General features: G+C 72.1%; 14 protein-coding genes and 1 pseudogene. 12 read left to right on the top strand and 3 right to left on the bottom strand.

The window, feature by feature from the left end; translation table 11 throughout:
* Positions 1-5: 5 nt before the first annotated feature.
* The 5 genes and pseudogenes from ACIQTP_RS07460 (at position 6) to ACIQTP_RS07440 (ending at position 14,065) form a co-directional block, all read left to right on the top strand.
* Positions 6-1,820, top strand: coding sequence for a non-ribosomal peptide synthetase (locus tag ACIQTP_RS07460; RefSeq protein WP_403397202.1), 1,815 nt, complete (start codon positions 6-8; stop codon positions 1,818-1,820).
* On the top strand, positions 1,817-6,148 hold the full coding sequence (locus tag ACIQTP_RS07455) for an amino acid adenylation domain-containing protein (protein WP_403397200.1): 4,332 nt from the start codon (positions 1,817-1,819) through the stop codon (positions 6,146-6,148). Before ACIQTP_RS07460 ends, ACIQTP_RS07455 begins: the two co-directional genes overlap by 4 nt.
* Positions 6,145-7,416, top strand: coding sequence for an ATP-grasp domain-containing protein (locus ACIQTP_RS07450; RefSeq protein ID WP_403397198.1), 1,272 nt, complete (start codon positions 6,145-6,147; stop codon positions 7,414-7,416). Before ACIQTP_RS07455 ends, ACIQTP_RS07450 begins: the two co-directional genes overlap by 4 nt.
* Positions 7,417-7,615: 199 nt before the next feature.
* Positions 7,616-12,184, top strand: a pseudogene (locus ACIQTP_RS07445) (amino acid adenylation domain-containing protein); the annotation flags it as partial.
* A gap of 12 nt (positions 12,185-12,196) precedes the next feature.
* Positions 12,197-14,065 carry an amino acid adenylation domain-containing protein gene (locus ACIQTP_RS07440; RefSeq protein WP_403397307.1) on the top strand — a complete coding sequence of 623 codons (1,869 nt, stop codon included), beginning with the start codon at positions 12,197-12,199 and terminating at the stop codon, positions 14,063-14,065.
* Positions 14,066-14,476: 411 nt separating this feature from the next.
* Here ACIQTP_RS07440 and ACIQTP_RS07435 read toward each other — a convergent pair whose 3' ends face one another.
* From ACIQTP_RS07435 to ACIQTP_RS07425, 3 genes are all read right to left on the bottom strand, one after another.
* Complete coding sequence (locus ACIQTP_RS07435; RefSeq protein WP_403397197.1) at positions 14,477-15,757, bottom strand: MFS transporter; 1,281 nt, start codon at positions 15,755-15,757, stop codon at positions 14,477-14,479.
* Entirely contained in the window at positions 15,757-16,287 is a 531-nt protein-coding gene (locus ACIQTP_RS07430) for an ArsR/SmtB family transcription factor (RefSeq protein WP_403397195.1), read from the bottom strand. Before ACIQTP_RS07430 ends, ACIQTP_RS07435 begins: the two co-directional genes overlap by 1 nt.
* Before the next feature lie 155 nt (positions 16,288-16,442).
* A complete protein-coding gene (locus ACIQTP_RS07425) occupies positions 16,443-17,930 on the bottom strand; it encodes an aminopeptidase P family protein (RefSeq protein ID WP_403397193.1) in 1,488 nt (495 codons plus the stop codon).
* Between the two features lie 421 nt (positions 17,931-18,351).
* On the opposite strand from ACIQTP_RS07425, the gene ACIQTP_RS07420 reads away from it, so the two are divergent.
* From ACIQTP_RS07420 to ACIQTP_RS07390, 7 genes are all read left to right on the top strand, one after another.
* A complete protein-coding gene (locus ACIQTP_RS07420; RefSeq protein WP_403397191.1) occupies positions 18,352-19,605 on the top strand; it encodes an MFS transporter in 1,254 nt (417 codons plus the stop codon).
* 95 nt (positions 19,606-19,700) lie between these two features.
* On the top strand, positions 19,701-20,489 hold the full coding sequence (locus tag ACIQTP_RS07415; RefSeq protein WP_403397305.1) for a cupin-like domain-containing protein: 789 nt from the start codon (positions 19,701-19,703) through the stop codon (positions 20,487-20,489).
* Positions 20,486-21,757, top strand: coding sequence for an aminotransferase class I/II-fold pyridoxal phosphate-dependent enzyme (locus tag ACIQTP_RS07410; RefSeq protein WP_403397188.1), 1,272 nt, complete (start codon positions 20,486-20,488; stop codon positions 21,755-21,757). The genes ACIQTP_RS07415 and ACIQTP_RS07410 overlap by 4 nt, the downstream gene beginning before the upstream one ends.
* Complete coding sequence (locus ACIQTP_RS07405; RefSeq protein WP_403397303.1) at positions 21,757-22,638, top strand: HpcH/HpaI aldolase/citrate lyase family protein; 882 nt, start codon at positions 21,757-21,759, stop codon at positions 22,636-22,638. Before ACIQTP_RS07410 ends, ACIQTP_RS07405 begins: the two co-directional genes overlap by 1 nt.
* A complete protein-coding gene (locus tag ACIQTP_RS07400) occupies positions 22,635-23,564 on the top strand; it encodes an acetaldehyde dehydrogenase (acetylating) (RefSeq protein WP_403397186.1) in 930 nt (309 codons plus the stop codon). Before ACIQTP_RS07405 ends, ACIQTP_RS07400 begins: the two co-directional genes overlap by 4 nt.
* A complete protein-coding gene (gene dmpG / locus ACIQTP_RS07395) occupies positions 23,561-24,571 on the top strand; it encodes a 4-hydroxy-2-oxovalerate aldolase (RefSeq protein ID WP_403397184.1) in 1,011 nt (336 codons plus the stop codon). Before ACIQTP_RS07400 ends, dmpG begins: the two co-directional genes overlap by 4 nt.
* Positions 24,568-25,533 (top strand): ornithine cyclodeaminase family protein, encoded by a 966-nt coding sequence (locus ACIQTP_RS07390; protein WP_403397182.1) that lies wholly within the window; start codon positions 24,568-24,570, stop codon positions 25,531-25,533. Before dmpG ends, ACIQTP_RS07390 begins: the two co-directional genes overlap by 4 nt.
* The last annotated feature ends 2 nt before the right edge of the window (positions 25,534-25,535 follow it).

Below are 25,535 nucleotides of genomic sequence, written 5' to 3'. Positions count from 1 at the left end.
CAAGGATGGACCGTTCGACAACGCAGCCCACGGACGTCGTGGACTTGATCCTCGCCTCGGCGCGCCGCCACCCGGACCGCCCGGCCGTCACCGACGGCGCCGAAACGTGGAGTTACGCCCGCCTGCTGGAGCGGGCCCGCCGGGTCGAAGGGCTGCTGCGCGAGCGCGGTGCGGCCGCCGGCGACGTGGTGGTGGTTCAGGGACGGCGCCGTCCACACCTGGTGGCCGCGCTGCTCGGCGTCCTGCTCACCGACGCCGCCTACCTGGCGGTGGCCGAGCAACCGCCGGCCGCCCGGCTGGCCCGCGTCATCCGGCAGACCGCGCCGCGCGTGGTCCTCGCGGAGGACCGAGACGTGTTCGCCGACGCCACACGCCCGGACCTTCCAGAGGATTCGGCGAGACGCGCGGACACCCCGCTCGTGGTGGTGGACCACCGGGAGGCCGCCGCACACCCGCCTGCTCCCGACCGGTCCCGGGCCACCGCTGCGCCGGATGGGCCTGCCTATGTGATCCACACCTCCGGCAGCACCGGCCGCCCCAAGGGCGTCCTGGTCGGCCGTGCCTCGCTCGGCTGGCACGCCAGGACGGTCCGCGACCTGTTCGAACTCCAGCCGCGAGACCGGGTGTTGCAGGCCGCCGCGATCGACTTCGACGTGGCCGCCGAGGAGATCTGGCCCACCCTCTGCGCCGGAGCCTGCGTCGACCTGTTGCCGGACGGCCTCGGCCGGACCGGCTTCGAACGGTTCACCGCGCTGGTGACCGAGCGACGCCTCACCGTCGTCAACCTGCCCGCCTCGTACTTCAGCGGCTGGGCCGCCCACCTGTCCCGCACCGGCGCCGGCACCGGGACGCTGCGCCTGGTGGTGACCGGCAGCGAGGAAGTGCCCGTCGCCGCGGCCCAGCTGTGGTGCGCTGAGCCGGGCCGGCCTCGGCTGCTCAACGCATACGGAGTGTCGGAGGCCACCATCACCTCGGTCGCGTGCACGGTGCGCCCGCAACTCGTCGAGGGCGCGCGGGTGCCGATCGGCACCGCCCTGCCCGGCGTCACCACGGCCGTGGTCGGTGACGACGGCCTGCCCGTACCGCCCGGCACCCCGGGCGAGCTGCTGCTCGGTGGTGCGGGCATCGCGCTGGGCTACCTGGACGCGGACGGCGACACACGGTTCGTCCGGGATGGCGCCGAGCGCTGGTACCGCACCGGCGACCGGGTCTGCGAGCAGGGCGGGCTCCTGTACTTCCTCGGCCGGACCGACGACCGGCTCAAGGTCAACGGGGTGCGCATCGACCCCGGTGAGATCGCCGCCACCCTGGCCGCGGCAGCCTCGGTGACCGACGTCCGGGTGCTGCGGGCGGGCGACCGGCTGGTCGGCTGCCTGACCACGAACGGGCCCGTCGACACGGGCCGGTTGCTGCGCGACCTGCGTACGGTCCTGCCCGCGACGATGATTCCCGGCGAGCTGCTCGTGCTGCCCACGTTCCCGCTGACCCCGGGCGGCAAGGTCGACATGCCGGCCCTGCGGGACCTGGCCGCCGCCCGCCCCGCGGACGCGGTGGCTCCGGGCCCCGACGACCTGGTTCCGCTACTCCGGCGCGTATGGCGGGAGGTCCTCGGCGCCGCCGAGATCGAACGGAACAGCGACTTCTTCGCCCTGGGCGGGGACTCACTGCTCGCCGCGCGGCTGGCCGCCACGCTCCACCGGGAGGCGGGCGTCGTCCTCCGGCTGCGGACGGTCTTCGCTCATCCGCGGTTCGACGACCACGTCGAGCAGGTCCAGCTCCTCCTGGCCCGTGCGGGCCGAACCCCGATCGGAGTGCCATGACCAGCTATCCAATGTCCTTCGAGCAGACCTCCATCTGGCTCAACGACCGGGTCGGTCAAGGAGGTTCGCGTTACCGGGAGTCCTGGGCGTACCGGCTGCGGGGACCGTTGGAGCCGTCGGCGGTCGAGGCCGCGCTCACCGGGATCGTCCGCCGCCACGAAGGGCTGCGCAGCCGGCTCGAACTGTCCGGCGCCGGCCCGGTGCAGACCGTACTGGCACCCGTTCCGGTGCGGGTGCCACGACGAACCGTGCCGGCGGACCGGCTGTCCGAGGTAGTGGCGCGGATGATGGCCGAGCCGTTGCCGCTCGACACCCCGCCGCTGCTGCGGGCCACCCTGCTGGACATCGAGGACACCGACGACGAGTACGTCCTGGCCGTCGTACTGCACCACGCCGCCATGGACGGGGCGAGCCTGCGGGTGCTGGACACCGAGTTCAGCGCCCTGTACCGGGCCGCGCTGGACGGCAGGGCGGATCCGCTGCCCGCCCTGCCCCGCCAGATCGGCCCCCATGCCCAACTCCGCCACCGGGACGAGAGCGGCCTCGCCGACACGGCCGCCGCCCACTGGCGCGCCGCTCTGCAAGGCGCGCCGGCCGAGACCGCGCTCCCCGGCGACCGCCCCCGGCCGTCCGTGCTCGGACCGCGCGGAGGGGAGGTGCGTTTCGTCCTCGACCAGGAACTCACCGGGCGCATCGCGCGCCTGGCCCGGCAACGGCGCAGCTCCCCGCAGGCGGTGCTGGTGGCCGCGCTGACCGCGCTCACGCACCGGTTGACCGGCGGGCGGGACCTGGTGCTGGGCGTGCCGGTCTCGCTGCGCGACGAGCCGGACCTGGACCCGCTGATCGCCTGCCTGACCGAGGTGCTTCCGGTACGTCAGCGGATCGACCCCGTCGATTCCTTCGCCGCCCTGGTTGACGAGGCCCAGCTCGCCCTGCTGGACACCGTCGAGAATCGCAACCTGCCCTTCACCCGGCTGCTCGGCGAACTCGGCACCGAACGTACGCTCGGCAGGTTCCCGCTCTTCCAGATCGTACTGAACGCCGAGTCGACCGAGGCCGTCGGTCCGGACCTGCCCGGCATCACAGCCGAGCGGCTGCATGTGCCCACCGGAACCGCCAAGTACGACCTCTTCTGCAACCTCACCCCGCAGCAGGGTTGCTGGTCGGGCGTACTGGAATACGCGGCGGACCTCTACGACCACGACAGCGCCGTGCGGCTGGTCGAGCGCTACCGCACACTGCTGGCCGACGGGCTCGCCCACCCCGGACACCCGGTCGCCGACCTGGCGCTGCTGCCCGAAGCGGAGGAGCGGGCGATCCGCGCGGCCTGGACGGCCGGGCGGCCACCCCTCGACCCGCCCCTGGTGCACGAACTCTTCGCCGAACAGGCCCGCCGCACCCCCGACGCGCCGGCCGTCGCCCTTGGCGAACAGCGGCTGACCTACGGCGACCTGGAGACGGCCACCGAGGTGCTGGCCGCCCGGCTGGTCGAGGAGGGCTACGCGGGCCGGCGGATCGCGGTCTGCGTGGGGCGCTCCCTCGCGCTGCCGCAGGCTGTCCTCGCCGTGCTGCGGGCGGGCGCCACCTGCGTCCCGGTGGACCCGGCCTACCCGGCCGAGCGGATCGACTTCATGCTCCGCGACAGCGGGGCCGCCGCCGTGCTCACCGACCGTCCGCTCCCCACCGCCTTGCCGGCCGTCAGCCTGGACGCGCTGCCCGCCGCGCTCGGACCGCTGCCGACGGCGACCCCCGACGACCTCTGCTACGTCCTCTACACGTCCGGCTCCACCGGCACCCCCAAGGGCGTGGCGATGCCCCACCGCTCCACCGCCGGCCTCGTGGCCTGGCAACGCGCCGCGTCGGGCTGCGGCGAGGGCTCGCGCACCCTGCAGTTCGCCCCGCTGAGCTTCGACGTGGCGTTCCAGGAGATGTTCGCCAGCTGGGCCGGCGGCGGCTGCCTGGTGCTGGCCGACGACACCGCCCGTACCGACCCCGAGCGGCTCTGCGACCTGCTCGTCGAGCAGCGCGTGGACCGCCTGTTCCTGCCGTATGTGGCGCTGCGTCAGCTGGCCGAGTACGCGTGCGCCACGCGGCGCCGCCTGCCCCGGCTGCGCGAGGTGATCACGGCCGGGGAGCAGCTCTACGTCACGGAGGAGGTACGGCGCTTCTTCGCCGAACTCACCGATGCCGTACTGGAGAACCAGTACGGGCCCACCGAGACACATGTGGTCACCGCCGAACGTCTGACCGGTTCCCCCGCGCTCTGGCCCGAGCGCCCGCCGATAGGACGTCCCGTCACGGGCGCACGCGTCTATGTGCTGGACGACAGGCTGCGCCCGGCCCCGGTCGGGGCGGTCGGCGAACTGTGCGTCGCCGGGCCCCCGCTCGCCGTGGGCTACCTGGAGCGGCCGCGGCTGACCGCCGAGCGGTTCCTCCCCGACCCATACGCCCCGCCGGCCGGGGCCGCGGCACCGGAAGCCGTCGACGGCGCACCGTCCGGACGGCTCTACCGCACCGGTGACCTGGCCCGGCTGCTTCCCGACGGCCGGATCGACTACCTCGGCCGACGCGACGACCAGGTCAAGATCCGTGGACACCGCGTCGAGCTCGGCGAGGTCGAGGCGGCGGTGAAGGCGTTGCCACAGGTGCGGGACGCCGTGGTGGTGACGGCCGAACCCGGACCGGGCGCCGGACACCGGCTCGTGGCCGGCTACGTCGGTGACGGTTCCGCCGCGGCCGACGAGCTTCGCGCCGCCCTGGCCGAGCGGCTGCCGAAGGCGCTCGTGCCCAGCGCCTTCCTGCACCTGCCGGCCCTCCCGCTGACCCACAGCGGCAAGGTGGACCGGGCCGCCGTCGCCCGGGCCTGGACCGGCGTCCCGGCCGGTCGGCCGACCGGCGCCGTGGCGCCCCCGCGCACCGCGACCGAGCACAGGATCGCCGACCACATGGCGGGGCTGTTGAGCCTGCCGGGGATCGGTGCCGACGAGGACTTCTTCCGGCACGGCGGTGACTCCCTGCTGGCTGTACGGCTCGTGCTCGCGCTGCGCGCCGAATTCGGCGCGCGGATCCCCATGAACGCGGTGTTCACCGCCCCCACCGTGAGGGCGCTGGGAGCCCTGGTGGACGATCTGGAACCGGGCACGCCGGGATCCGTACCGCCCGGCGATCTGCGGCTGCCGGCCGATGTCCGGCCCGGCACACCCGACGCGGGTGTCCGCTCCGGGCACCCGGAGGAGGTCGTGCTCACCGGTGCCACCGGCTTCCTGGGTGCCTTTCTGCTGCGCGATCTGCTCGCTCACACCACGGCACGGGTGCATTGCCTGGTCCGGGGAGGCGACCGGGAACACGCCGAGAAGCGGCTGCGCGCCGCGCTGGAGGAGTTCGGCCTGTGGGACGCCGCCGTCCAGCACCGGATCACCGTGCACCGGGGCGACCTGGCCGCTCCCCGGCTGGGACTGGGCGCGGCGGCGTTCGACCAGCTCGCCCGGAGGGTCGACGCCGTCTACCACTGCGGGGCGCAGGTCAACCTGGCCCAGGCGTACGCACAGGCGCGGGACGCCAACGTGACCGGCACGGTGGAGGTGCTGCGCCTGGCCGCCGTCCGGAGTGTGCCGGTGCATCACATCTCCACGGCCGGGGTCTTCGCCGGTCCCGGTCTGGCCGGACGCAGGATCGGGCCGCGCGAGCCGCTGGCCCGGCCCGGGCGGCTGGTGCACGGCTACACCCAGAGCAAGTGGGTGGCCGAGCAGCTGGTCGAGCAGGCCCGGCGGCGCGACCTGTCTGTTTCCGTCTACCGGCCGACCCGCGTCTCCGGCGCGGTGAGCGACGGCGCCTGTCAGCGGACCGACTTCCTGTGGCTGTTGCTCAAAGGCTGCGTTCAGCTGGGACTGGCACCCGCACTCCCGGAGGTCGCCTTCGACCTGGTCCCGGTGGACTACGTCAGCCGGGCCGTGGTGGCGCTGTCCGGCAGTCCACAGGCGGCCGGGCGGACCTTCCATCTGGCGAGCGAGCGACTGCTGCCGTTCGGGACCGCCGTGCACCGGCTGCGCGAGCGGGGGTACGCGCTACGCGAGGTGCCGGTCGGCGCATGGCTGCGGGCAGTGGCGGCCTCGCCCGGCAACGCGGCCTTCCCGCTGCTCGGCGCGTTCGGCGAGAACGGCGCGGACGAGGACCCCGAGGGCAGCATCCGCTTCGACGCCACCGACACCCGGCGGCTGCTGGCCGGAACCGGCGTGGACTGTCCGGAGGTGGACGGCCCGCTCTTCGACCGCTACCTGTCCTACTTCCGGGCCGTCGGCTTCCTGCCCGGACCGGGGGACGTCCGGTGAGGCCACGCATCCTGCTGCTCGGCGGTACCGAGGCCGGGGTCCGCAAGGCCGCCGAGTGCGGCCTGGACGTCGTGAACATCGACAAGCCGGCGCTCTTCGAACCCGCCGCCCGTGCTTACTGCGTCCAGACCCACCTGGTGGACTACCAGGACATCGGCCTGGTCACCGCGCTGGCCCGTACCCTGCACGCGCACCGGCCGTTCCGGCGCGTGGTGAGCCAGACCGAGGCCGGTCCGCTGGTGGCCGGCCACCTCACCACCGTCCTCGGCCTGACCGGCACCGGCGCGGCCACGGCGCGGCTGCTGCACGACAAGGCGGCCCTGCGCGCCCTGCTGAACGAGCGGGGGATCGGCCCGGTGCCCTTCCGTGTGGGCGGCTCGCCGTCCATGCTGCGCGCCTTCGCCGAACGGCACGGCGCCCTGGTGGTCAAGCCGACCATGGGATCGGGCAGCCTGGGCGTACGCAAGGTCCACACCCCGGAACAGGTGCCGGAGGCGTGGGCCTGGCTGGACGCCTTCGGCGTGGGTGAGTTCATGGTGGAGAAGCTGCTCACCGGTACCGAGATCAGCGTGGAGAGCTTCTCGGTCGCCGGACACCACACCGTGCTTGCCGTCTCCCGGAAGGACAACGGCGGCGGCGTCGTGGCCCTCGGGCATGTACTCCCGGCGCCGTTGCCGCCCGGGTGCGCCGCCGAGGTCGAGGACATGGTGCGCCGGATGCTCGACGCGGTGGGCCTGGTCGACGGGCCGGCCCACACGGAACTGATTCTCACCGCCGACGGGCCACGTGTGGTCGAGTCGCACCCGCGGTGCGCGGGCGGCCGGATCGCCGAGCTGGTCGAGCTGGTGCACGGCTTCGACATGGAGCGACTGACCTGCCAACTCGCCCTGCCTGGCGGCGTACCGGCGCTCGACCCGGTCACCCGGGGAGCGGCCGCGGTACGTTTCCTCACCCCACCGCCCGGCCGGGTACGCGCGGTGGAGGGCCTCGCGGCGGCCCGGCAGGCCGAGGGCGTGGTCCGGGCGGAGGTGGGCGTCGACCCCGGCGGACAGGTGGAGCCCCTGCGCTGGTCCGAGGACCGCAGCGGATACGTGGTCGCGCGCGCCGAGGACGCCGCCACGGCCGAGCGGCGGGCCCGCAGTGCCGCCGCGCTGATCCGCGTCCACACGGAGCCGCTCCCCATCGAGCCGACGGCCACGATGCAGGACCTGCTGACGGCCGCGGACGAGGTGCTCGACCCCTTCGGAGTCGCCCTGTGCAATGAATGAAGCTTGACGCGCCGAGTGGGCCGGTAATACCTTCTGAATCGACATAGCTGAGCCTGAATGGGAATCAAATAAATTCCCTTGGCGGGCTCTCCGGACATTCGGCTTCGCACATGGAGTGCGCTGTTCCTGCCGGCCGGTCATTTATCCGTTCACTTTCATCCTGTTCATTGCGCTGCAATTCGCGGCTGACCATGAGTCTATGAATTTTTTACCCATGGGGGCAGATATGTTCTTTGCGCGACCAGACACGGCGGATCAGCTAGGTCCGGAACGTATCCCGATTTCCCTTGGGCAGCGACGGCTCTGGCTTCTGGAACGGTCGGACGAACCGAGCGCGGTGAACCGTCTGACGATGGCCTGGACGCTGGCCGGAGAGCTGGACCGGGAGGCGCTGGAGGCGGCACTGCACGACGTCATCGGGCGGCACGAGGCGCTGCGCACGGTGTTCCCCGCTGCCGACGGGGTGCCGTATCAACGGATCCTCCCCGTCGATGGGACAGGCTTCGAACTGAAGATGGCCGAGTCGCCCCAAGTGGAGGCGGCGGCCCGCGCGTTCGACCTCGAGTCGGAGATCCCGGTGCGGGCGTGGCTGTCCGGCACGGGGGCGGACGAGGCGGTGCTGGCGCTGGTCGTCCACCGCATCGCGGGGGACGACTGGTCGGCCGCACCGCTGGTACGGGACCTGTCGGTCGCGTACGCGGCGCGTCGGCGGGGACAGCAGCCGCTCTGGGGTGAACCCCCGGCCCCGGACGCCGACGACGCACCGGGCCGCTGCGAGCCGCTCCGCTCGGCGGACGATCCGGACAGCGAGCTGTCCGGGCAACTGCCGTACTGGCGTGAGGTGCTGGCCGGAGTGTCGGACGAACTGGGGCTGCCCGCGGACCGGCCGCGTCAGGCCACGGCTTCGCACCGCGGGCATCGCCTCGACGTCACCGTGCCCGCCGCAGTCCACCGGGACCTGGCAGCGCTGGCCCAGGAGCGGGGGATGCCCCTGGGCGCGGTGCTGCGGGCCGGGTTGGCCGTGCTGCTGTCCCGGTGGGGAGCCGACCGTGACGTCCTCGTCGGGTCGGCCGTGGCCGGGCGTACCGACGAGATGCTGGAATGCCTCGTCGGGTGCTACGCGGACACGCGCGTGACGCGGATCGACCTGTCCGGCGATCCCACCACGGCGCAGGTGCTGGACCGGGTACGGGAGACGGAGCCGGGCGCGACGGCCCGTCAGGATGTGTCGGCCGAACGCCTGGTGGAGGAACTCGGCCTCGCCCACCCCCTGTTCCAGGTCATGCTCACGCTGCGGGACACCACCGCCTCCGCCGCGGCGCTCCTGGAGCTTCCCGGCGTCCGGGTGAGCCCGTCGACGGTGGGCGAACCGATGACCGCGTACGACCTTGAGGTGGTCCTGAGCGAGGAGACCGACGGCCAGGGCGCGCCCGGCGGTCTGCGCGGGGAACTCACGGTGGCGGCAGACCTGTTCGACCCGGCCACCGCCGGGCGGATCGCGCGCGGGCTGGTGAGGGTGCTGCGGGGAATGGGGGAGACTCCGCAGTCCCGGATCGGCGATCTGGACGTGCTCGACGCGGCCGAGCGACGGCAAGTGGTGGACGAGTGGAACGACACCGGACTCACGGTGCCCGAGGCCACGGTGCCCGAGCTGTTCGCGGCCCAGGCGGCCCGGACCCCGGACGCCGTCGCGATCGTGTGCGACGGCACCGAACTGACGTACGGCGAGCTGGACGTGCGGGCGGACCGGCTGGCCCGTCGCCTGGCATCGGAGTACGGCGTGGGCCCGGAGTCGGTGGTGGCGGTGCTCATGGAGCGCTCCGCCGAGTTGATCGTGGCGATCCTGGCGGTGCTCAAAGCCGGCGGCGCCTACCTGCCCATCGACCCGGACTATCCCGTCGAGCGAGTCGTCTACACGCTCGATGACGCCAGGCCCGACTGCATACTGACCACGTCACGCTGCGAACGGGTGCTGCCGCAAGGCTGCGACGTACCGTTGCTGGTGCTGGACGCGCCCGGGACACCGGAGGCGGGAGACGCACAGAACGCGGACCGGCCGGCGCCGCCGCGGAAGCAGAACGCGGCCTACGTCATCTACACCTCCGGCTCCACCGGCCGGCCCAAGGGCGTGGTCGTCTCGCACGCGGGGTTCGCCAACCTGTCGGCCAGCCACGCGAGGTTCGGTGTGGAACCGGGCCACCGGGTGGCGCAGTTCGCGTCGGTGGGCTTCGACAACTTCTGCTCGGAGTGGTCGCTGGCCCTGCTGTCGGGAGCGGCCCTGGTGGTCGTGGACCAGGACCGGCGGCTCGGCGTGGAACTGGCCGAGTTCATGGCCGACCAGGGCGTGACACACGCAACCTTGCCTCCCGCGGCCCTGGCGACGATGCCGGACGGGGCGATCGGGACCGGAGTCGTCCTCGAGGTGGGTGGCGAGGCATGCCCTCCCGAGGTGGTGGAGCGCTGGTCGGCGGGGCGGGTGATGTTCAACACCTACGGCCCCACGGAGACGACGGTGGACGCCACCGCGTGGCGCTGCCGCCCCGGACTGCGGTCGGGCACGGTGCCCATCGGCGCCCCGATCGCCAACACCCGCGCCTACGTGCTCGACGACTCCCTCAGCCCGGTGCCGGTAGGGGTGGTCGGTGAGCTGTACGTGGCCGGTGCGGGGCTCGCGCGGGGGTACCTGGGGCGGCCCGGGCTGACCGCGGAGCGCTTTGTGGCCTGCCCGTTCGGCGCTGCCGGTGAGCGGATGTACCGGACCGGGGACCGGGTCCGGTGGCGGGCGGACGGCAACCTCGAATTCGTCGGCCGGGCCGACGAGCAGGTGAAGATCCGGGGTTTCAGGATCGAGCCGGGCGAAGTGGCCGCGGTACTGGCCGCGCACCCGGGGCTGCGCCAGGCGGCGGTGGTGGTCCGGGAGGACAACCCGGGAGACAAGCGGCTGGTCGCCTACGTCGTGCCCGCCGAAGATCCCGATCTGGCCCCCGCCGCGGGCGTGCTGGCCGCCGAGGTGCGCGGGTTCGGCGCCGAACGGCTGCCGGGATACATGGTGCCGGCAGCGGTGGTGGTGGTCCCCGAGCTGCCGCTGACGCTGAACGGCAAGCTGGATCGCACCGCGCTGCCGGCTCCCGAGTACATCGCCGGCACCGGGCGGGGACCCGCCACCGCCCAGGAGGCGATCCTGTGCGAGGCGTTCACCGACGTCCTGGGCGTCACCGCGGTCGGGGCGGACGACGACTTCTTCGCCCTGGGCGGCCACTCGCTGCTGGCGACCCGACTGGCCAACCGGATGCGGGCGCGGCTCGGGGTGGACCTGCCCATCCGGGTGCTCTTCGAGTCGCCCACTCCCGCCGGACTGGCCCGGTGGCTGGAACGGTCCGCGCCGGGCGGGACGGATGCTCGGGGCCGGACGGGACTTGCGCCGCGGGAACGCCCGGAACATGTCCCGCTGTCGTTCGCCCAGCAGCGGCTGTGGTTCCTGTCGCGGCTGGAGGGCCCCTCGGCCACCTACAACATCCCGCTGGTGCTGCGGCTCTCCGGGCCGCTCGACGTGGACGCGTTGCAGGCGTCACTGGGCGATGTGGTGGCGCGGCACGAGAGCCTGCGGACGGTCTTCCCCGACGAGGAGGGCACCCCCTTTCAGCTGGTGCTGGACGGCGAGCGGGCACGCCCCGAGTTCGTCGTCACCGAGGCCGCCGGCCAGGAGCTCGAAACGGCGCTGCGCGCCGCGTCACTGCGCCCCTTCGACCTGGCCCGCGACCTGCCCCTGCGCGCCGAGCTGCTGCGGGTGGCGCCGGAGGAACACGTACTGCTGCTGGTGATGCACCACATCGCCACCGACGGCTGGTCCACCGCGCCACTGGCCGGGGACCTGGCGGCGGCGTACGAGGCGCGGTGCGCCGGTGCCCCACCAGTGTGGCCCGAACTGCCTTTGCAGTACGCGGACTTCGCCCTGTGGCAGCGCGCGCGAAGCGCCTTTGCGCAGGACGGTACGGCGGCGGAACTTTCCTTCTGGACCCGTGAACTGGCGGACCTTCCGGAGGAACTCGACCTGCCGTACGACCGGCCTCGGCCGTCGGCGGCGAGCTACCGCGGAGACACGGTCAAGATGGCCGTCGACGCCGGCACGCACGCCGCCGTCGTCCGCCTCGCACGCCGCACCGGCACCACCGTGTTCATGGTCCTCCAGGCAGCTCTCTCCGCGCTCATGAGCCGCCTCGGCGGCGGTACGGACATTCCGCTGGGCACCCCGGTGGCCGGGCGTCAGGACGAGGCGCTGCACGATCTGGTGGGCTTCTTCGCCAACACGTTGGTGCTGCGCGCCGACCTTTCCGGCGCCCCCACCTTCGAGGAACTGCTCACCCGGGTACGCGCCACCGACCTCGCGGCCTTCGCGCACCAGACCGTGCCTTTCGAGCAAGTCGTGGAAGCGGTCAATCCGACCCGCTCGCTGTCCCGCAGCCCCCTGTTCCAGGTCATGCTGGTCATGCAGGCCGCCGACGAATACGACGTCTTCACCCTTCCTGGCCTGTCCTTGACGGTCGAGGAGGGCCGGACCGGCACCTCCAAGTTCGACCTGCTGTTCAGCTTCACCGAGTCCTATGCGCAGGGAGCGGCCGGCGGCATCGACGGGGTCGTCGAGTTCTCCACCGACGTGTTCGACGCCGAGACCGCCCAGGCCCTGGCCGACCGGCTGCTGTCCCTGCTCAGGACCGTCGTGGCGCAGCCGCACCGCCCCGTCACCGAGGCCGATCTGCTGACCGCGGGGGAACGTCGGCGCGTGCTCACCGAGTGGAACGACACGGCGGTGGAGCCGCCCGGTGACAACCTGCCCGAGGCCTTCGAGCGGCAGGTGGCGCGGACCCCGGACGCCGCCGCCGTGCTGGCCGGCGAGACCGGGCTGTCCTACGACGAGCTGAACACCCGGGCCAACCGGCTGGCCCACCTCATGATCCGGCGGGGCATCGGCCCGGAGCGGTACGTCGCGGTGCGGCTGCCCCGGTCGGCGGACCTGATCGTCACCTTCCTGGCCGTCCTGAAGACCGGCGCGGCGTATCTGCCCATCGACCCCGCCTACCCGGCCGAACGCATCCGTTACATCCTGACCGACGCCCAGCCGGCGCTGGTGGTCACCAACGGCTCCGGTGGCCCGCTGCCCGCCGCCCTCGACGTACTGCTCCTGGACGGCGCGGACACCGTCCGGGAACTGTCCCGAGAGGCGGCCACCGACCCCGCCGACTCCGACCGCACCGCCCCGCTGCTGCCGGAGACCAGCTCCTACGTGATCTACACCTCGGGCTCGACCGGCCGCCCCAAGGGCGTGGTGATGACCGCCGTCGCGCTGCGCAACCTGCTGGTGTGGAACGCCTCCGCCGTCGCCGTACGCCCCGGGGCCCGGGTGGCGCAGTTCAGTGCCATCAGCTTCGACGCCTCGGAACACGAGATACTCTCCGCCCTGTTCAACGGCAAGACCGTGTGTGTCCCGGACGATGAGACCCGCCTCGACCCGTCCGCGCTCGCCCGCTGGCTGGACCGGCACGACGTGGACGAACTCTTCGCACCGGACCTGGTGGTCGGCGCGGTCTGCGAGGCGGCGATGGAACAGGGCCTCGCCCTCGGCTCCCTGCGCCACGTCATGCAAGCCGGCGAGGCGCTCCGGCTGACCGACGGCGTACGGGCGTTCCACACCCGGTACTCCCACGTGAGGCTGCACAACCACTACGGGCCGTCAGAGACGCACGTAGTGACGGGGTACACCCTCCCGGACCGCGTGCCCGACTGGCCCGCCACGGCGACCGCGCCCATCGGGCCGCCGATCTGGAACACCAGGGCGTACGTCTTGGACCGCCACCTCAATCCGGTGCCGCCGGGTGTCTCCGGCGAGCTGTACCTGGCCGGTACCTGTCTGGCCCGCGGCTACCTGAACCGGCCGGATCTGACCGCCGAGCGCTTCGTCGCCGACCCGTTCGGTCCGGCGGGGGCGCGCATGTACCGGTCCGGTGACCTCGTGCGCTGGCTGCCGGACGGCGCGCTGGACTTCCTGGGCCGTGCCGACGACCAGGTGAAGCTGCGCGGCTTCCGGATCGAGCTCGGCGAGGTCGAGTCCGTCCTGACGCGCCACCCCCAGGTGGGCGCCGCGGCTGTCATCGTCCGCGAGGACCGGCCCGGTGACCGGCGGCTGGTCGCCTACGCCGCGCCCCTTGCGGGGGGCTCCCTGCCTCCGGCCACCGAGCTGCGCCGGCATCTGTCCGCCGCGCTGCCCGACTACATGGTTCCAGCGGCGTTCGTCAGCCTGGGTGTGCTGCCGCTGACCATCAACGGCAAGCTCGACCGTCGGGCGCTGCCCGCCCCCACGTACGACGGTGTGCTGTCCGCAGCCGCCCCGCGCAACGCGCGCGAGACGACACTGTGCAAGGCGTTCGCCGACATCCTCGGGCTGCCCGATGTGGGGATCGACGACAGCTTCTTCGAGCTCGGCGGACACTCGCTGCTCGCCACCCGCCTGGTGAACAAGGTGCGTTCCCTGCTGGGGACGGAGCTGACGATTCAGACGCTCTTCGAGTCCCCGACCGTGGCCGGTCTGGCGGAGCGGCTGCAGGATGCCGTCCCCGCTCGTCCGGCCCTGCGCCGGCGCCGGGCCCATCAGTGACGAGGAACGCGCCCGGCTCTTCCGGCCGGTCCATCGCCGCCACGACCGGTCGGTTGCCGGAGACGGTGGGCTCGTTCCGCCGCCGTTCGAGCGAGGAAGTTCCTCAGTCGAACATCCGCGTCGGCTCCGAGGACGCGGTCCCTCGGAGCCGGTTGGAGGTCGAGTGACGGCAGGGATCAGGCGATGACGCCGCAACCCGCGGGTCAGGGCTGGGGCGTCGGTGTTCCTGTCGGCGCAGGTGCCGCCGGGCAGGATGACCACGCGGGCATCGCCGGTGTGAGGGTGTGAAACGACCCCGGCGGCCGGCTGGCCGCCGGGGTCTTGGACGAACGCCGCGTGCGGGGGCCTGGGCCCACTCTCGGCCCGGGCACGTCGGCGACGTCGTGGCTCCTCGCTCCGTCGGGTTGTCCGTCAGGCAGCCGGGAGGTCGGCCGGGGCGGTTTCGTCCCGGGCCTTCTCGAGGGCGGCCTCGATGCGGTCGGCACTCGTGAGCACGGCGACGAGTACGGTCATCGCGGCGAGGACGAAGGCTCCTGCGACGAAGGGGGCACGCAACCCCGCCGCAGTCGCCAGCCAGCCGCCCAGGACGGCACCCACCGGTGCCGCGCCGACGCCCAGCATGCGGTTGGTGGCGGAGACCCGGCCGGTGAGGTGGGCGGGGACGATGGCCTGGGACACGGACGGGACGAGCACCATGGTCGCCGACATCGCCGCACTGCAGACGGCCATGGCGAGGCCTGCGGTGAGCGGCCCGCTGGACACACCGAGGCCGAGTTGCGCCGCCGCCTCCACCGCGGCCGTGACCGTCAGGGCGTGACCGGTCTTCATCCGGGCGCCGAGCAGCCCGGCGAGCGCGGTGCCGGCCAGGCCGCCGACGGCCTGGGTGGCGAGCAGGAGGCCGTAGCCGCTGTTCCCGATGTGCAGGGTGCGATGGGCGAAGAGAACCAGGACCGCCTCCCCACCCGCGAAGGCGAGGTTGCCGACGGCGAACCGCAGGGCGAGACCGAGCAGGACGCGGTTGCCGAAGACGTAGGCGGCGCCTTCCCGCGCGTCCGACCACAGCGAGCGCCGCTCTTTGGCAGGAGCGACCGGCTGGGCGGGCAAGGTACGGATGAGCAGCCCGCTGAGCAGGAAGGAGAGGGCGTCGAAGGCCAGGGGAACGGCCCGGCCGAGGGCGAAGAGCAGACCGCCCAGCGGCGGTCCGGCGAACTCGTTCGTCGCCGTCTGCGCGCCCTGTTTCAGGGTGTTGGCGCGCCGCAGGCTGGTGAGATCCCGGTCGAGCAGCTGGGGCAGATAGGCCGAGGAGGCGGTGTCGAAGAAGATCTGCCCTATGCCCAGCAGGAAGGCCACGGCGATGAGGAGCTGGAGGTCCACCGCTCCGAGGGCGGTCGCCGCGACCAGTGCCGACAGCAGTGCGGTGCGCGCGAGGTCGCTGATCCACATGGTCCGGCGCCGGTCCCAGCGGTCGACCAGCGCGCCGCCCAGCAGCCCGAACAGAAGCCACGGGAGCAGGGAAGCGGCGGTGACCAGACTGAGGGCGAACGGATCGGGCGTGAGAGAGACGGCGAACAGGGGCAGGGCGACCAGGTAGACGCCGTCCCCGAGGGAGGACACGGCCGAGGCGAACCACAGGCGGCTGAAGGCGGGCGGCAGACCGTCGTGCAGTCTACGCAGGGACATCAGCGGGGACATCAGACGTCCTCCTCGGGTCGGAAGAAGGCCACGGCGAGCGTGGCCGCGGGCTCCGCCGGGTCGGATGCCGCGGCGATCTCCTCCACCAGCGCCTGCAAGCGGGCGGTGAACTCCGCGAATCTGTCCTTGCTCAGCCGCGCCTGGTGCATCCGGACAAGACGCGGCGGCCCGCTCGGCGCGGCCTCCAGATCAGCCAGGGCATGCCGCATCACCACGTTGGGTGCGCCCTGTTCGGGCTCGGGCAACCTGATCCCGCTGCTCGTCCGCTCGTAGTAGCGCTCGGTCACGCCGCGGACCTTGCGGGTGCGCACCACGGCCACCATGCCCGCCTTCTCCAGCAGACGCATGTGGTAGCTCGCGCTGCCCTTGGCGATGCCCAGCCGGGCGGCGACCTGGGTGATGGTCGCGGGCTGGTCGCGCAGGACGCGGAGGATGCGGTGGCGCACGAAGTTGCTGACGGCGCGCAGTTGCAGCTCGCTGGTGAGTTGCAGCGTCTCGTCCTGGCCGTCGGGCGGCTGTTTTTCTGACACGCCGCAATGGTCAACGAGTCTTGACCATATTGTCAATGCGGCCTCCGGCACCGCTCACCTGCCCCGAAGGCCCCCGAAAACAGAGCGCCCGGCCGCTGCCGAGCGCCGTACGGCGGTCCTCGGAGGCGGCCGGGCGGACCCGGGTTGACGGGGGATCAGGGCAGGAGAGAGGCCATCCAGGCCTCGACGTCGTCGGCCCCTCGCGGCAGGGCGGAGGACAGGATCTCCCGGCCGCCCTCGGTGACGAGGATGTCGTCCTCGATGCGGACGCCGATGCCCCGGTACTCCTCGGGGACCGTCAGGTCGTCGGCCTGGAAGTACAGGCCGGGCTCGACGGTGAGGACCATGCCCGGCTCCAGCGGGCCGCCCACGTACCGCTCGGCGCGGGCGGCGGCGCAGTCGTGGACGTCGAGACCGAGCATGTGGCCGGTGCCGTGCATGGTCCAGCGGCGCTGCAGACCGAGTTCGAACACCCTCTCCACCGACAGGTCCCCGAACAGCCCCCAGGAGACGAGGCGCTCGGTCAGCACACGCTGGGCCGCCTCGTGGAAGTCGCGGTAGGAGGCCCCCGGCTTCACCGCTTCGATGCCGGCCTGCTGGGCGTCGAGCACCGCGTCGTAGATCGTGCGCTGCAACGGCGTGAAGCGACCGCTGACGGGCAGAGTGCGGGTGATGTCGGCCGTGTAGAGGTTGCGGGTCTCCACGCCGGCGTCGAGCAGCAGCAGGTCTCCCGGGCGGACCGGGCCGTCGTTGCGCACCCAGTGGATGGTCGTGGCGTGCGGTCCGGCCGCGCAGATGGAGGCGTAGCCCACCGTGTTGCCCTCGACCCGGGCGCGCAGGAAGAAGGTGCCCTCGATGTAGCGCTCCGAACTGGCCTGCGCCTTGTCGAGCACCCGGACCACATCCTCGAAGCCGCGCGCGGTCGCCGCACAGGCGAAGCGCAGATCGGCGACCTCGAAGTCGTCCTTGATCAGGCGCATTTCGGAGAGGAAGATCCGGAACTCCTCATCGCCCTCGGCGGTCACCTTGTCGCGCAGGGCTTCCTCCACACCGGCGTCCAGGCCGCGCAGTACCCGGGCCGGGCCGGTGGCGTCCGCCAGAAGGTCCGTCAGCCGGCGGATGTCCGCGGTGGCCAGCCCCAGCAGCCGCTCGTTCTCCGCGAGGCTGTTGCGCCGCCCGTCCCACAACTCTCCCCGGGCCGAGAGCCAGAACTCCCCGTTGTCGCGGTCGGAGCGGGGCAGCAGGTACAGGGTGGCCTCGTGGCCGCCGCCGTCCTTCGGCTCCAGGACCAGCACCCCGTTCTCGCTCTGGTCGGCGGTCAGATAGACGTAGTCGGAGCCGGGGCGGAAAGGATGGTACGTGTCGTTGGAGCGCACCTTCAGCGTGCCGGCGGGGACGATCAGACGCTCACCGGGGAAGCGGGCGGAGAGCACCGCACGGCGGCGCGCGGTGTGCGCTGCCTGCGCAACGGCCTCCAGGTCGTGCCGCTCGGTGTCGGCCCAGCCCTGCCGCATGTTCTCGGCGAGTTCCTCGCTCGGACCGCGGTCCAGGCCGTTCTTGCGGGGCTTCACCGCCTCGGTCTCCTCGCCCTGAGTGCTCCGCGGGGTCTGGGGCTCCAGAGTTTCGGACGTCGGCTCGTTCACTCGTGCCTCCTCGTTCGGGTTCGCCGCACGGCCCTCCCGGATCTCGTGCGGCAGGCGCCGTTTCACGGGTGGACGGCTCTTGCGCGCGGTCTCGCCGCACCGAGGTCGTGGGACGTGCGGGTGCGGCGGGACACGGGCGGCCGTGTCGTCAGGACGGACCACACGCCTTACGCCGCAGGGGAGTTGACCGCACGCCTGCTGCTCGGACGCGGAAGGGACCACGCTGTCCGCACCCTACATGCGGCCGATTTTTTTCGACCGCCGAACGTTGCCATCCGTCGTGCTGGACGGCAAAGATCGCCGATACGTCCGACGGGACGGCCGGCGGGTCCTCGGCTCCCGCGTGGCTAGCCGATGCCCCGATGTCCCAAACTCCGGGGCCCATCACACTTATGACGTCATGTCAGTTATGGGGGAATCCGTGTCGGAGGGTGCTTCGGGGGCGGGTTCAGGACTCGGTGCCTATCTTCGGCTGCTGCGCCTGCCGGGCGCCGCCCCGCTGGCGCTGTGGGGGGTGATCGGCAGGGCCCCGATCGCCATGCGGTCCATCAGCTGCCTGTTGCTCGTCTCGGCGGAGACCGGATCACTGACCGATGCCGGTCTGGTGGCGGCGGCCATGCTGCTCGCCCAGGGCATCGTCAGCCCGGTGCTGGGGCGGACGGCCGACCGTTACAGCCAGCGGAGGGTCCTGCTCACCGCGTGCGCGGCGCACGTCCTGGGGATGACGATGCTGCTCGTCTCCATCGTGCTGGAGGCCCCTCTGCCGGTGATGATCATCGCGGCGGTGGCCACCGGCTGTACCTCGGTGTCGTTCACCTCGTTCATGCGCGCACGCTGGGCGGTAATGGTCGACCAAGGGATGCTGCGCACCGCGTACGCCCTGGAGTCCATGCTGGACGACACGATCTTCCTGCTCGGACCCTTGCTGGTCACGGTGTTGTCCACCACCGTGCACCCGGCTGCCAGCTTGGTCGCCTGTGCGCTGCTGACGCTGACCGGATCCATCGCCGTGGCGCTGCACCGCCAGTCCGAGCCGACACCGGAGCCAACGGCCGGCCGCGGCCCCGAGCGCGCCATCAAGGTGCCCGGGGTGTGGGTGCTGATGCTCTGTTACGCCGGTATGGGCTTCCAGTTCGGGGCGGTCGACGTCACGATGATCGCGTTCGCGCGGGAGCAGTCGTCGCCCGGCCTCAGCGGCGTGTTCCTGGCCCTCATCTCGGTCGGCAGCCTGATCGCGGGGGCGGTCTACGGCGCCGTGAACTGGCGGCTGTCGCAAGCCCGGCTGCTGTCGGTGACCACGTGTGTGCTGACGCTCGGCGTCGTCCCCCTGGCCTTCGCCGGATCCTCCCTGATGATGTGCTTCCTCGCCGTCCTGGCGGGCGTGGCCATCTCCCCGGGACTCATCGCGGGCAGCACGCTGCTCGAGTCGGTCTGCCCCAAGGGCGCGCTCTCGGAGGGCTTTTCGTGGCTGACCAGCGCCGGCGCGATGAGCATCGCCACCGGCACAGCGGTGGGCGGACGGCTGACCGACGCGTTCGGCTCCGCGGCGGGGGCGTGGGCCGGGGCCGGCGGCGGCTTGGTGGCCCTGGCACTGAGCCTCGTGGGACAGCCGGTGCTGAGAACCCGGCGGCCGGTCATGGAGGCCACCTCGGAATTGGCGGTACAGGAACAGTGAGCAGAGAGGGAAGAGTTGTGGGAACAGCGGATCCTGTCCCGACACGGGCAGACCTCGGAGGCCGGCCCGTGCCCCGGCTCTCGTTCGACGAGTTCATGGCCTTCGGCCGTGACGCTCTCATCAGGGCCGACGTTCCGGTGGTGGTCACCCTGCCGGGCGGCACCCGCGGCCTGGGCAGGGAGGGGGTGGCCGAGCGGCTCGGACATCTCGCGGTGACCCTGTTCACCGAGCCGAGCGACAAGCGGAACCCGGAGCGCTGGACGACCCGGGAGATCCGGCTCGCAGAGTTCTTCGCCGACGACCGCTATCAGAACGATGCGAGCACCTGGAACCGTGTCGTGTCGAACATCCGCAACCGCCCGGCCGACGTCAACGCGATCCTCGGCTTCGACGCGGGGAAGCTGTTCGACTACCGGCGCTCGCTCAACGCCGCGAACCTGTGGATCAGCCACCGCGGGGTGTTCACCCAGAGCCACTTCGACGAGCTGGAGAACTTCAACATCGCTCTGGAGGGCCGCAAACGGTTCGTCCTGGCGCCCCCGGGATCCAGGGAGTACTACCCGCGTTCGCTCAAGCGGGGATTCGGCGACAAGTCACAGGTCTTCGACTTCGACGACGTGGATGCCGCGCGCTACCCGAGGCTCGCCGCCAAACTGGCCCAGCGCCGGGAACTGATCCTGGAACCCGGCCAGATGCTCTACCTGCCGCTCGGCTGGTGGCACCAGGCCGAATCGCTCGACGAGATGAACATCAACATCAACTTCTGGCTCCGCGACCCGAAGATCCTGCGCAGGCCGTACGTGCTGGGTGTGGCGCTCTACACAGCCGTCTTCCGCAAGCTCAGAGGCGTCTACAACTACGAACCTGCCCAGGCGGCGTCATGACCGAGCGCGTCACCATCACCCCCACCCACCGCTACCGCAACAACGACAAGCTGATCGGCATCGGCAACGAGTTCTGGGACATGTCGGAGCGCAACGGGCTGGCCGGCATCGTGGCCGACCTGGACGCCGGTGTGCTGCGGACCACCCCCGGCCACGAATTCATCGACGCCGGACACGAGTTCGTCAACTTCAGCTGCTGCTCCTACCTCGACCTCGACTCCCACCCCAAGGTCGTCGAGGGCGGCATCGAGGCGCTGCGTCGCTACGGCGTCCTGGACCACTGCATCGCCCGCAGCAGGGTGCAGATACCCGCGATGCTGGAACTGGAGGACTCGCTCGGCGAGCTGTTCGGCGCCCACGTGGTGTGCTCCATCGCCGCCAGCACAGCGACGTTCGGGCTCCTGCCGCTCATCGCCTCCGGCCATCTGGGCAACGGCACCCGCCCGTTGATGATCTTCGACAAGAACGCCCATGTGTCGATGGCGAACCTCAAACCGGTCTGCGCCGACGAGACGGAGGTCGTCACCAGCGGCCACCACGACCTCGACTACATCGAGGACGCCTGCCGCAGGTACGAGCGGGTCGCCTACGTCTGTGACGGCAGCGACAGCCTCGGCGGCTACGCGCCGGTGAAGGAACTGGCGGAACTGCAGGACAAGTACGGTCTGCTGGTCTACTACGACGACTCCCACTCCCTGTCGGCGTACGGGGAACGGGGCGTCGGCTACGTCCGCTCGCACAGCCCGGTGCTGGACGAGCGCACCATCGTGGTGGTGACCCTGAACAAGGCGTTCGGCACCAGTGGCGCGGCCATCGTCCTCGACGGCTACGAGAAGGAGACCCTGCGGGTCATCGAGCGCTTCGGCGGCGCGCTGAACTACTCGCAGTTGCTGAACACGCCCGCCGTCGGCGCCGGCCTCGCCTCCGCGGAGATCCACCGCACCCCCGAACTGACCGCACTGCAGAACCGGCTCCAGACCAACATCGCACTCTTCGACTCGCTGATCCGCACCGAGCAGGCGGGCAGCACCTTTCCCATCCGCCTGGTCCCGATGAGCGACGACACCGTGATCGAGGCCGGCCGCCGGGTCTTCGAGGCCGGCTTCTACGTCTCCCCGGTGTTCTTCCCGATCGTCGCCCGCGGGACGGCGGGACTGCGCGTGATGATGCGGACCGGGCAGACCGAGGAGCAGATCCGCCGACTGTGCGCGGTCCTCGCCGAGGTGGGCGCCCGAGGCACGGCACCCGAGCCCGGGGAGGTCGCATGATGAGCGGCCACGCCCGGGCCATCCCGCGCAGCATCCTCTACACGCCTGCGCTGTCCATGGACCGGGTCGTCAAGGCCTGGTCGTACGACGCGGACGTGCATGTCATCGATCTGGAGGATGCCGTCCCGCCGCCGGAGAAGCAGGCCGCCCGGCAGATGTGCCGCGCGGCGCTGGAGAAGGCGCCGGAGCCCGCGAACATCGGGGTACGCCTCAACCAGCTCGGTACCGCCGACGCGGTGCGCGACCTGCTGCTGCTCATCGAGAGCCCGGTCAGGCCCGGCATCGTGGTGATGACGATGGTCGACTCCGCGGTCGAGGTGGAGCTGCTGCGCGCCACCCTCGCCTCGGTCGGCGCCCACCCCGAGATCTACGTGACCTTGGAGACCCCGGCCGCCGTCGCCGCCGTCGACGCGATCGCGGCAGCCGCCGACGGGCTGATCCTCGGCTCCGCGGACCTCGCCGCCACCCTGGGCGTCGAGATCACCTGGGCCGGACTCCTCGCCGCGCGACAGGCGATGGCCCTGGCCTGCGCCCGGCACGGCAAGGCCTGCGTGGACACCGCCAACTTCCGGCTGACCGAACCCGAGGCCCTGGACGAGGAGATCGGCCGAATACGCGAACTGGGCTTCCACGGCAAGGTGACCGTGCACCCGAGTGAACTCGACGCGATCAACCTGGCCCTGCGGCCCGACCCGGACGAACTGCGCCAGGCCCGGCGCGTCACCGCGGCCGTCCGGTCCGCGAACGGCGGAATCGCGGTTTTGGACGGCAACATGGTCGGCCCGCCGTTCGCCCGGATGGCCCGGACGACCGTCGCCCTCGGGGAAGCCTGGGCCGCGCGATTCGCGTCGGTTCCGACGGGAGCGGAGGCGGAGCGATGACCGTCACGGAGGCCCTCACCACCGTGCGGCCGCACTCCATCCCGCCGCTCACGGTGGCCGTCATCGGCACCGGTGCCATAGGCCAGGACCTGGTCTCCAAGATCAGCCGTTCGGACCTGCTGGACTGCGCCCTGGTGGCCGGGCGCAATCCGGAGTCGGCGGGCCTGCGGCACGCCGCTCTGCTCGACTGCCGGACCTCCGCGGACGGCATCGACGCGATCCTCGCCGCGCCCCGCCCGTTCGACGTGGTGTTCGACGCCACCAACGCGATGGCGCACGCCGAACACTGGCGGCTGCTGCAACCGCTCGGCACACTCCTGATCGACCTGACCCCCAGCAAGACCGGGCAGATGGTGGTGCCCACCGTCACGGGCGTGCAGGCGCCCTCCGCGGGCAACGTGAGCCTGATCAGCTGCGGGGGACAGGCGTCGGTCCCGGTCGCGCACGCCCTCGCCGACCGGTTCGAGGTGACGTACCTTGAAGTCGTCTCCACCGTGGCCAGCAGCATCGCCGGCCGGGCCACCCGGCTCAACCTCGACGAATACGTCGCGACGACCCAGCACGCCCTTACCGCTTTCACCGGCGTACGCCGCAACAAGGCGATCCTCAACATCAGTCCGGCCGTGCCGCCCGCGCACTTCCGCACCACCGTCCACGCGGTGCTGCCGGAGGCCGACCCACAGGCGGTGCGGGCCGCCGTCGGCGAGGCGGCCGGGCGGGTGCGGGAGTTCGCGCCCGGCTACCGGGTTCTCGCCTGCGACGTGCGCGGCGATCTGGTCACCGTCTCCCTGGAAGTAACCGCCGACAGCGACGTACTGCCCGCCTACGCGGGGAACCTGGACATCATCGACTCGGCCGCGGTCCTGGTCGCCGAACAGCATGCGGCCCGGCTCGACTCGGCCTCCCGGAAGGGGGCGGGCCGGTGAAGACCGTGGTGATTCACGACCCCACGCTGCGCGACGGCCAGCACGCCGTGCGCCACCAGCTCACGGCGGCAGCACTGCGCGGCTATGCGGAGGCGGCCGACGCCGCCGGCGTCCCGGTCGTGGAGGTGGGCCACGGCAACGGCCTGGGCGCCTCCTCCCTCCAGGTCGGCCGGGCCGCCGTGAGTGACGACCTGATGCTGTCGACCGTGCGGGAAGCCCTGCGCCACAGCCGGATGGCCGCGTTCATGCTGCCCGGCTGGGGCACCTCCGACGACTTGCGCAAGGCCATCGGGCACGGCACCGACGTCATCCGCATCGGTGTGCACTGCACGGAGACCTCTCTCGCCGAGCGCCACCTGGACCTGCTGCGCGAGCGGGACACCGAGGCCCACTGCGTGCTGATGATGAGTCACATGGCCACCGCCGACGAACTCGCCGAGCACGCGGCACGCGCCGTCGGCTACGGGGCCGAGGCGGTGGGCATCATGGACTCCGCGGGCCACTTCCTGCCCCAGGACGTCACCGCACGGATCGGCGCGATCCGTGCGGCCGTCGACGTCCCGGTGATCTTCCACGGGCACAACAACCTCGGCATGGCCGTCGCGAACTCCGTCGCGGCCGCCCAGGCCGGCGCCGGGATCATCGACGGCTGCGCGCGCGGCTTCGGCGCCGGAGCGGGCAACACGCAGCTGGAGGTTCTGGTGCCGGTGCTCGAGCGGACCGGCTTCGTCACCGGCATCGACCTGTACGGATTGCTGGACGCGGCCGAGTTCGCCGAGCGGGAGCTGATGCCCGCGCCGCCGGTCACCGGCTCGCTGAGTATCGTCAGCGGGCTGGCCGGGGTGTTCTCCGGGTTCAAGCACGAGGTGCTGCAACAGTCGCAGCGGGCCGGAGTCGATCCCCGAGACGTCTTCTTCGAACTCGGCAGATGCCAGGCCATCGCCGGGCAGGAGGACCTGATCCCGGATGCGGTGGCCGCACTGAGCGCCGGGGAGAGGGCCGTATGACAGGGCCGGTGACCATCGGTCCCGAGGACATGGCGGGTACCGAACGGCTGCTGCGGGTGGTCGACGCGCTGGCCGAGGCCTTCGCGGACCTGTCGGCCGGACGCGTGTCGTCCCCGCCGCGTACGGTCGTCCCGCACGGCGGACGACGGGAGCTGCTGACCGCCACCTCGGTCTGGGAGCGGCACGGCGTGGGCAGCGTCAAGATCACCACCCTCACCCCGGGCAACCCCGACCGTGGGCTGCCGCTGATCCACGGCGTCGTCGTGCTCACCGACCTGGACACCGGCCGGGTCACCGCCCTGCTGGAGGGCGCCGAGCTCACCGCCGTCCGCACCGGCGCGGCAGCCGCGCTGGCCACCCGCCTGTGCGCCCCGGCGGACGCCGCCGACCTGGCCGTGATCGGCGCCGGGGTACAGGCACGCGCCCTGGTTCGGTCGGTGCTCGCGGTGCGTCCCGTTCGGACGGTCCGGGTGTTCTCGCGTACCGGGGAGCGGACCGAGCGGTTCGCACAGTGGATCAGCGACACCACCGACGACCGGATCCGGGTCTTCGTGTGCGACACCGCCGAGGACGCCGTCCGCGACGCGGCGGTCATCTGCACCGCGACCTCCACGGGCGGCCGGGAGCCGCTGGTGAAGGCCGGTTGGGTGTCGCCCGGCGCGCACGTCAATGTGATCGGCGGAACCCACGAGGACGCGCTTGAGGTCGACCCGGCGCTGCTCGAGGACGCGTTCGTCGTCGTGGAGGAGCGGGCCGCCGCCCGTGCCGAGGCGGGGGAGGTCCGAGCCGCTCTGGCCGACGGGCTGATCGACGTCCACGCGCTGCACGAACTGGGGGAGTTGGCCGAGGGGGCGGCGGCGGCCGTGGACGGCAGGACCTCGGTGTTCCGCAGCGTGGGCATGGCCATCGAGGACACGGCCGCCGCGGCCGCGCTGTTCGCGGCCGCGGGCGCCGGACCATGAGG

This window comes from Streptomyces sp. NPDC090798 (assembly GCF_044768965.1).
Taxonomy (GTDB): domain Bacteria; phylum Actinomycetota; class Actinomycetes; order Streptomycetales; family Streptomycetaceae; genus Streptomyces.
The sequence above is the reverse complement of the archived record's forward strand: the minus strand, read 5'-3'. Positions and strand labels throughout refer to the sequence as shown.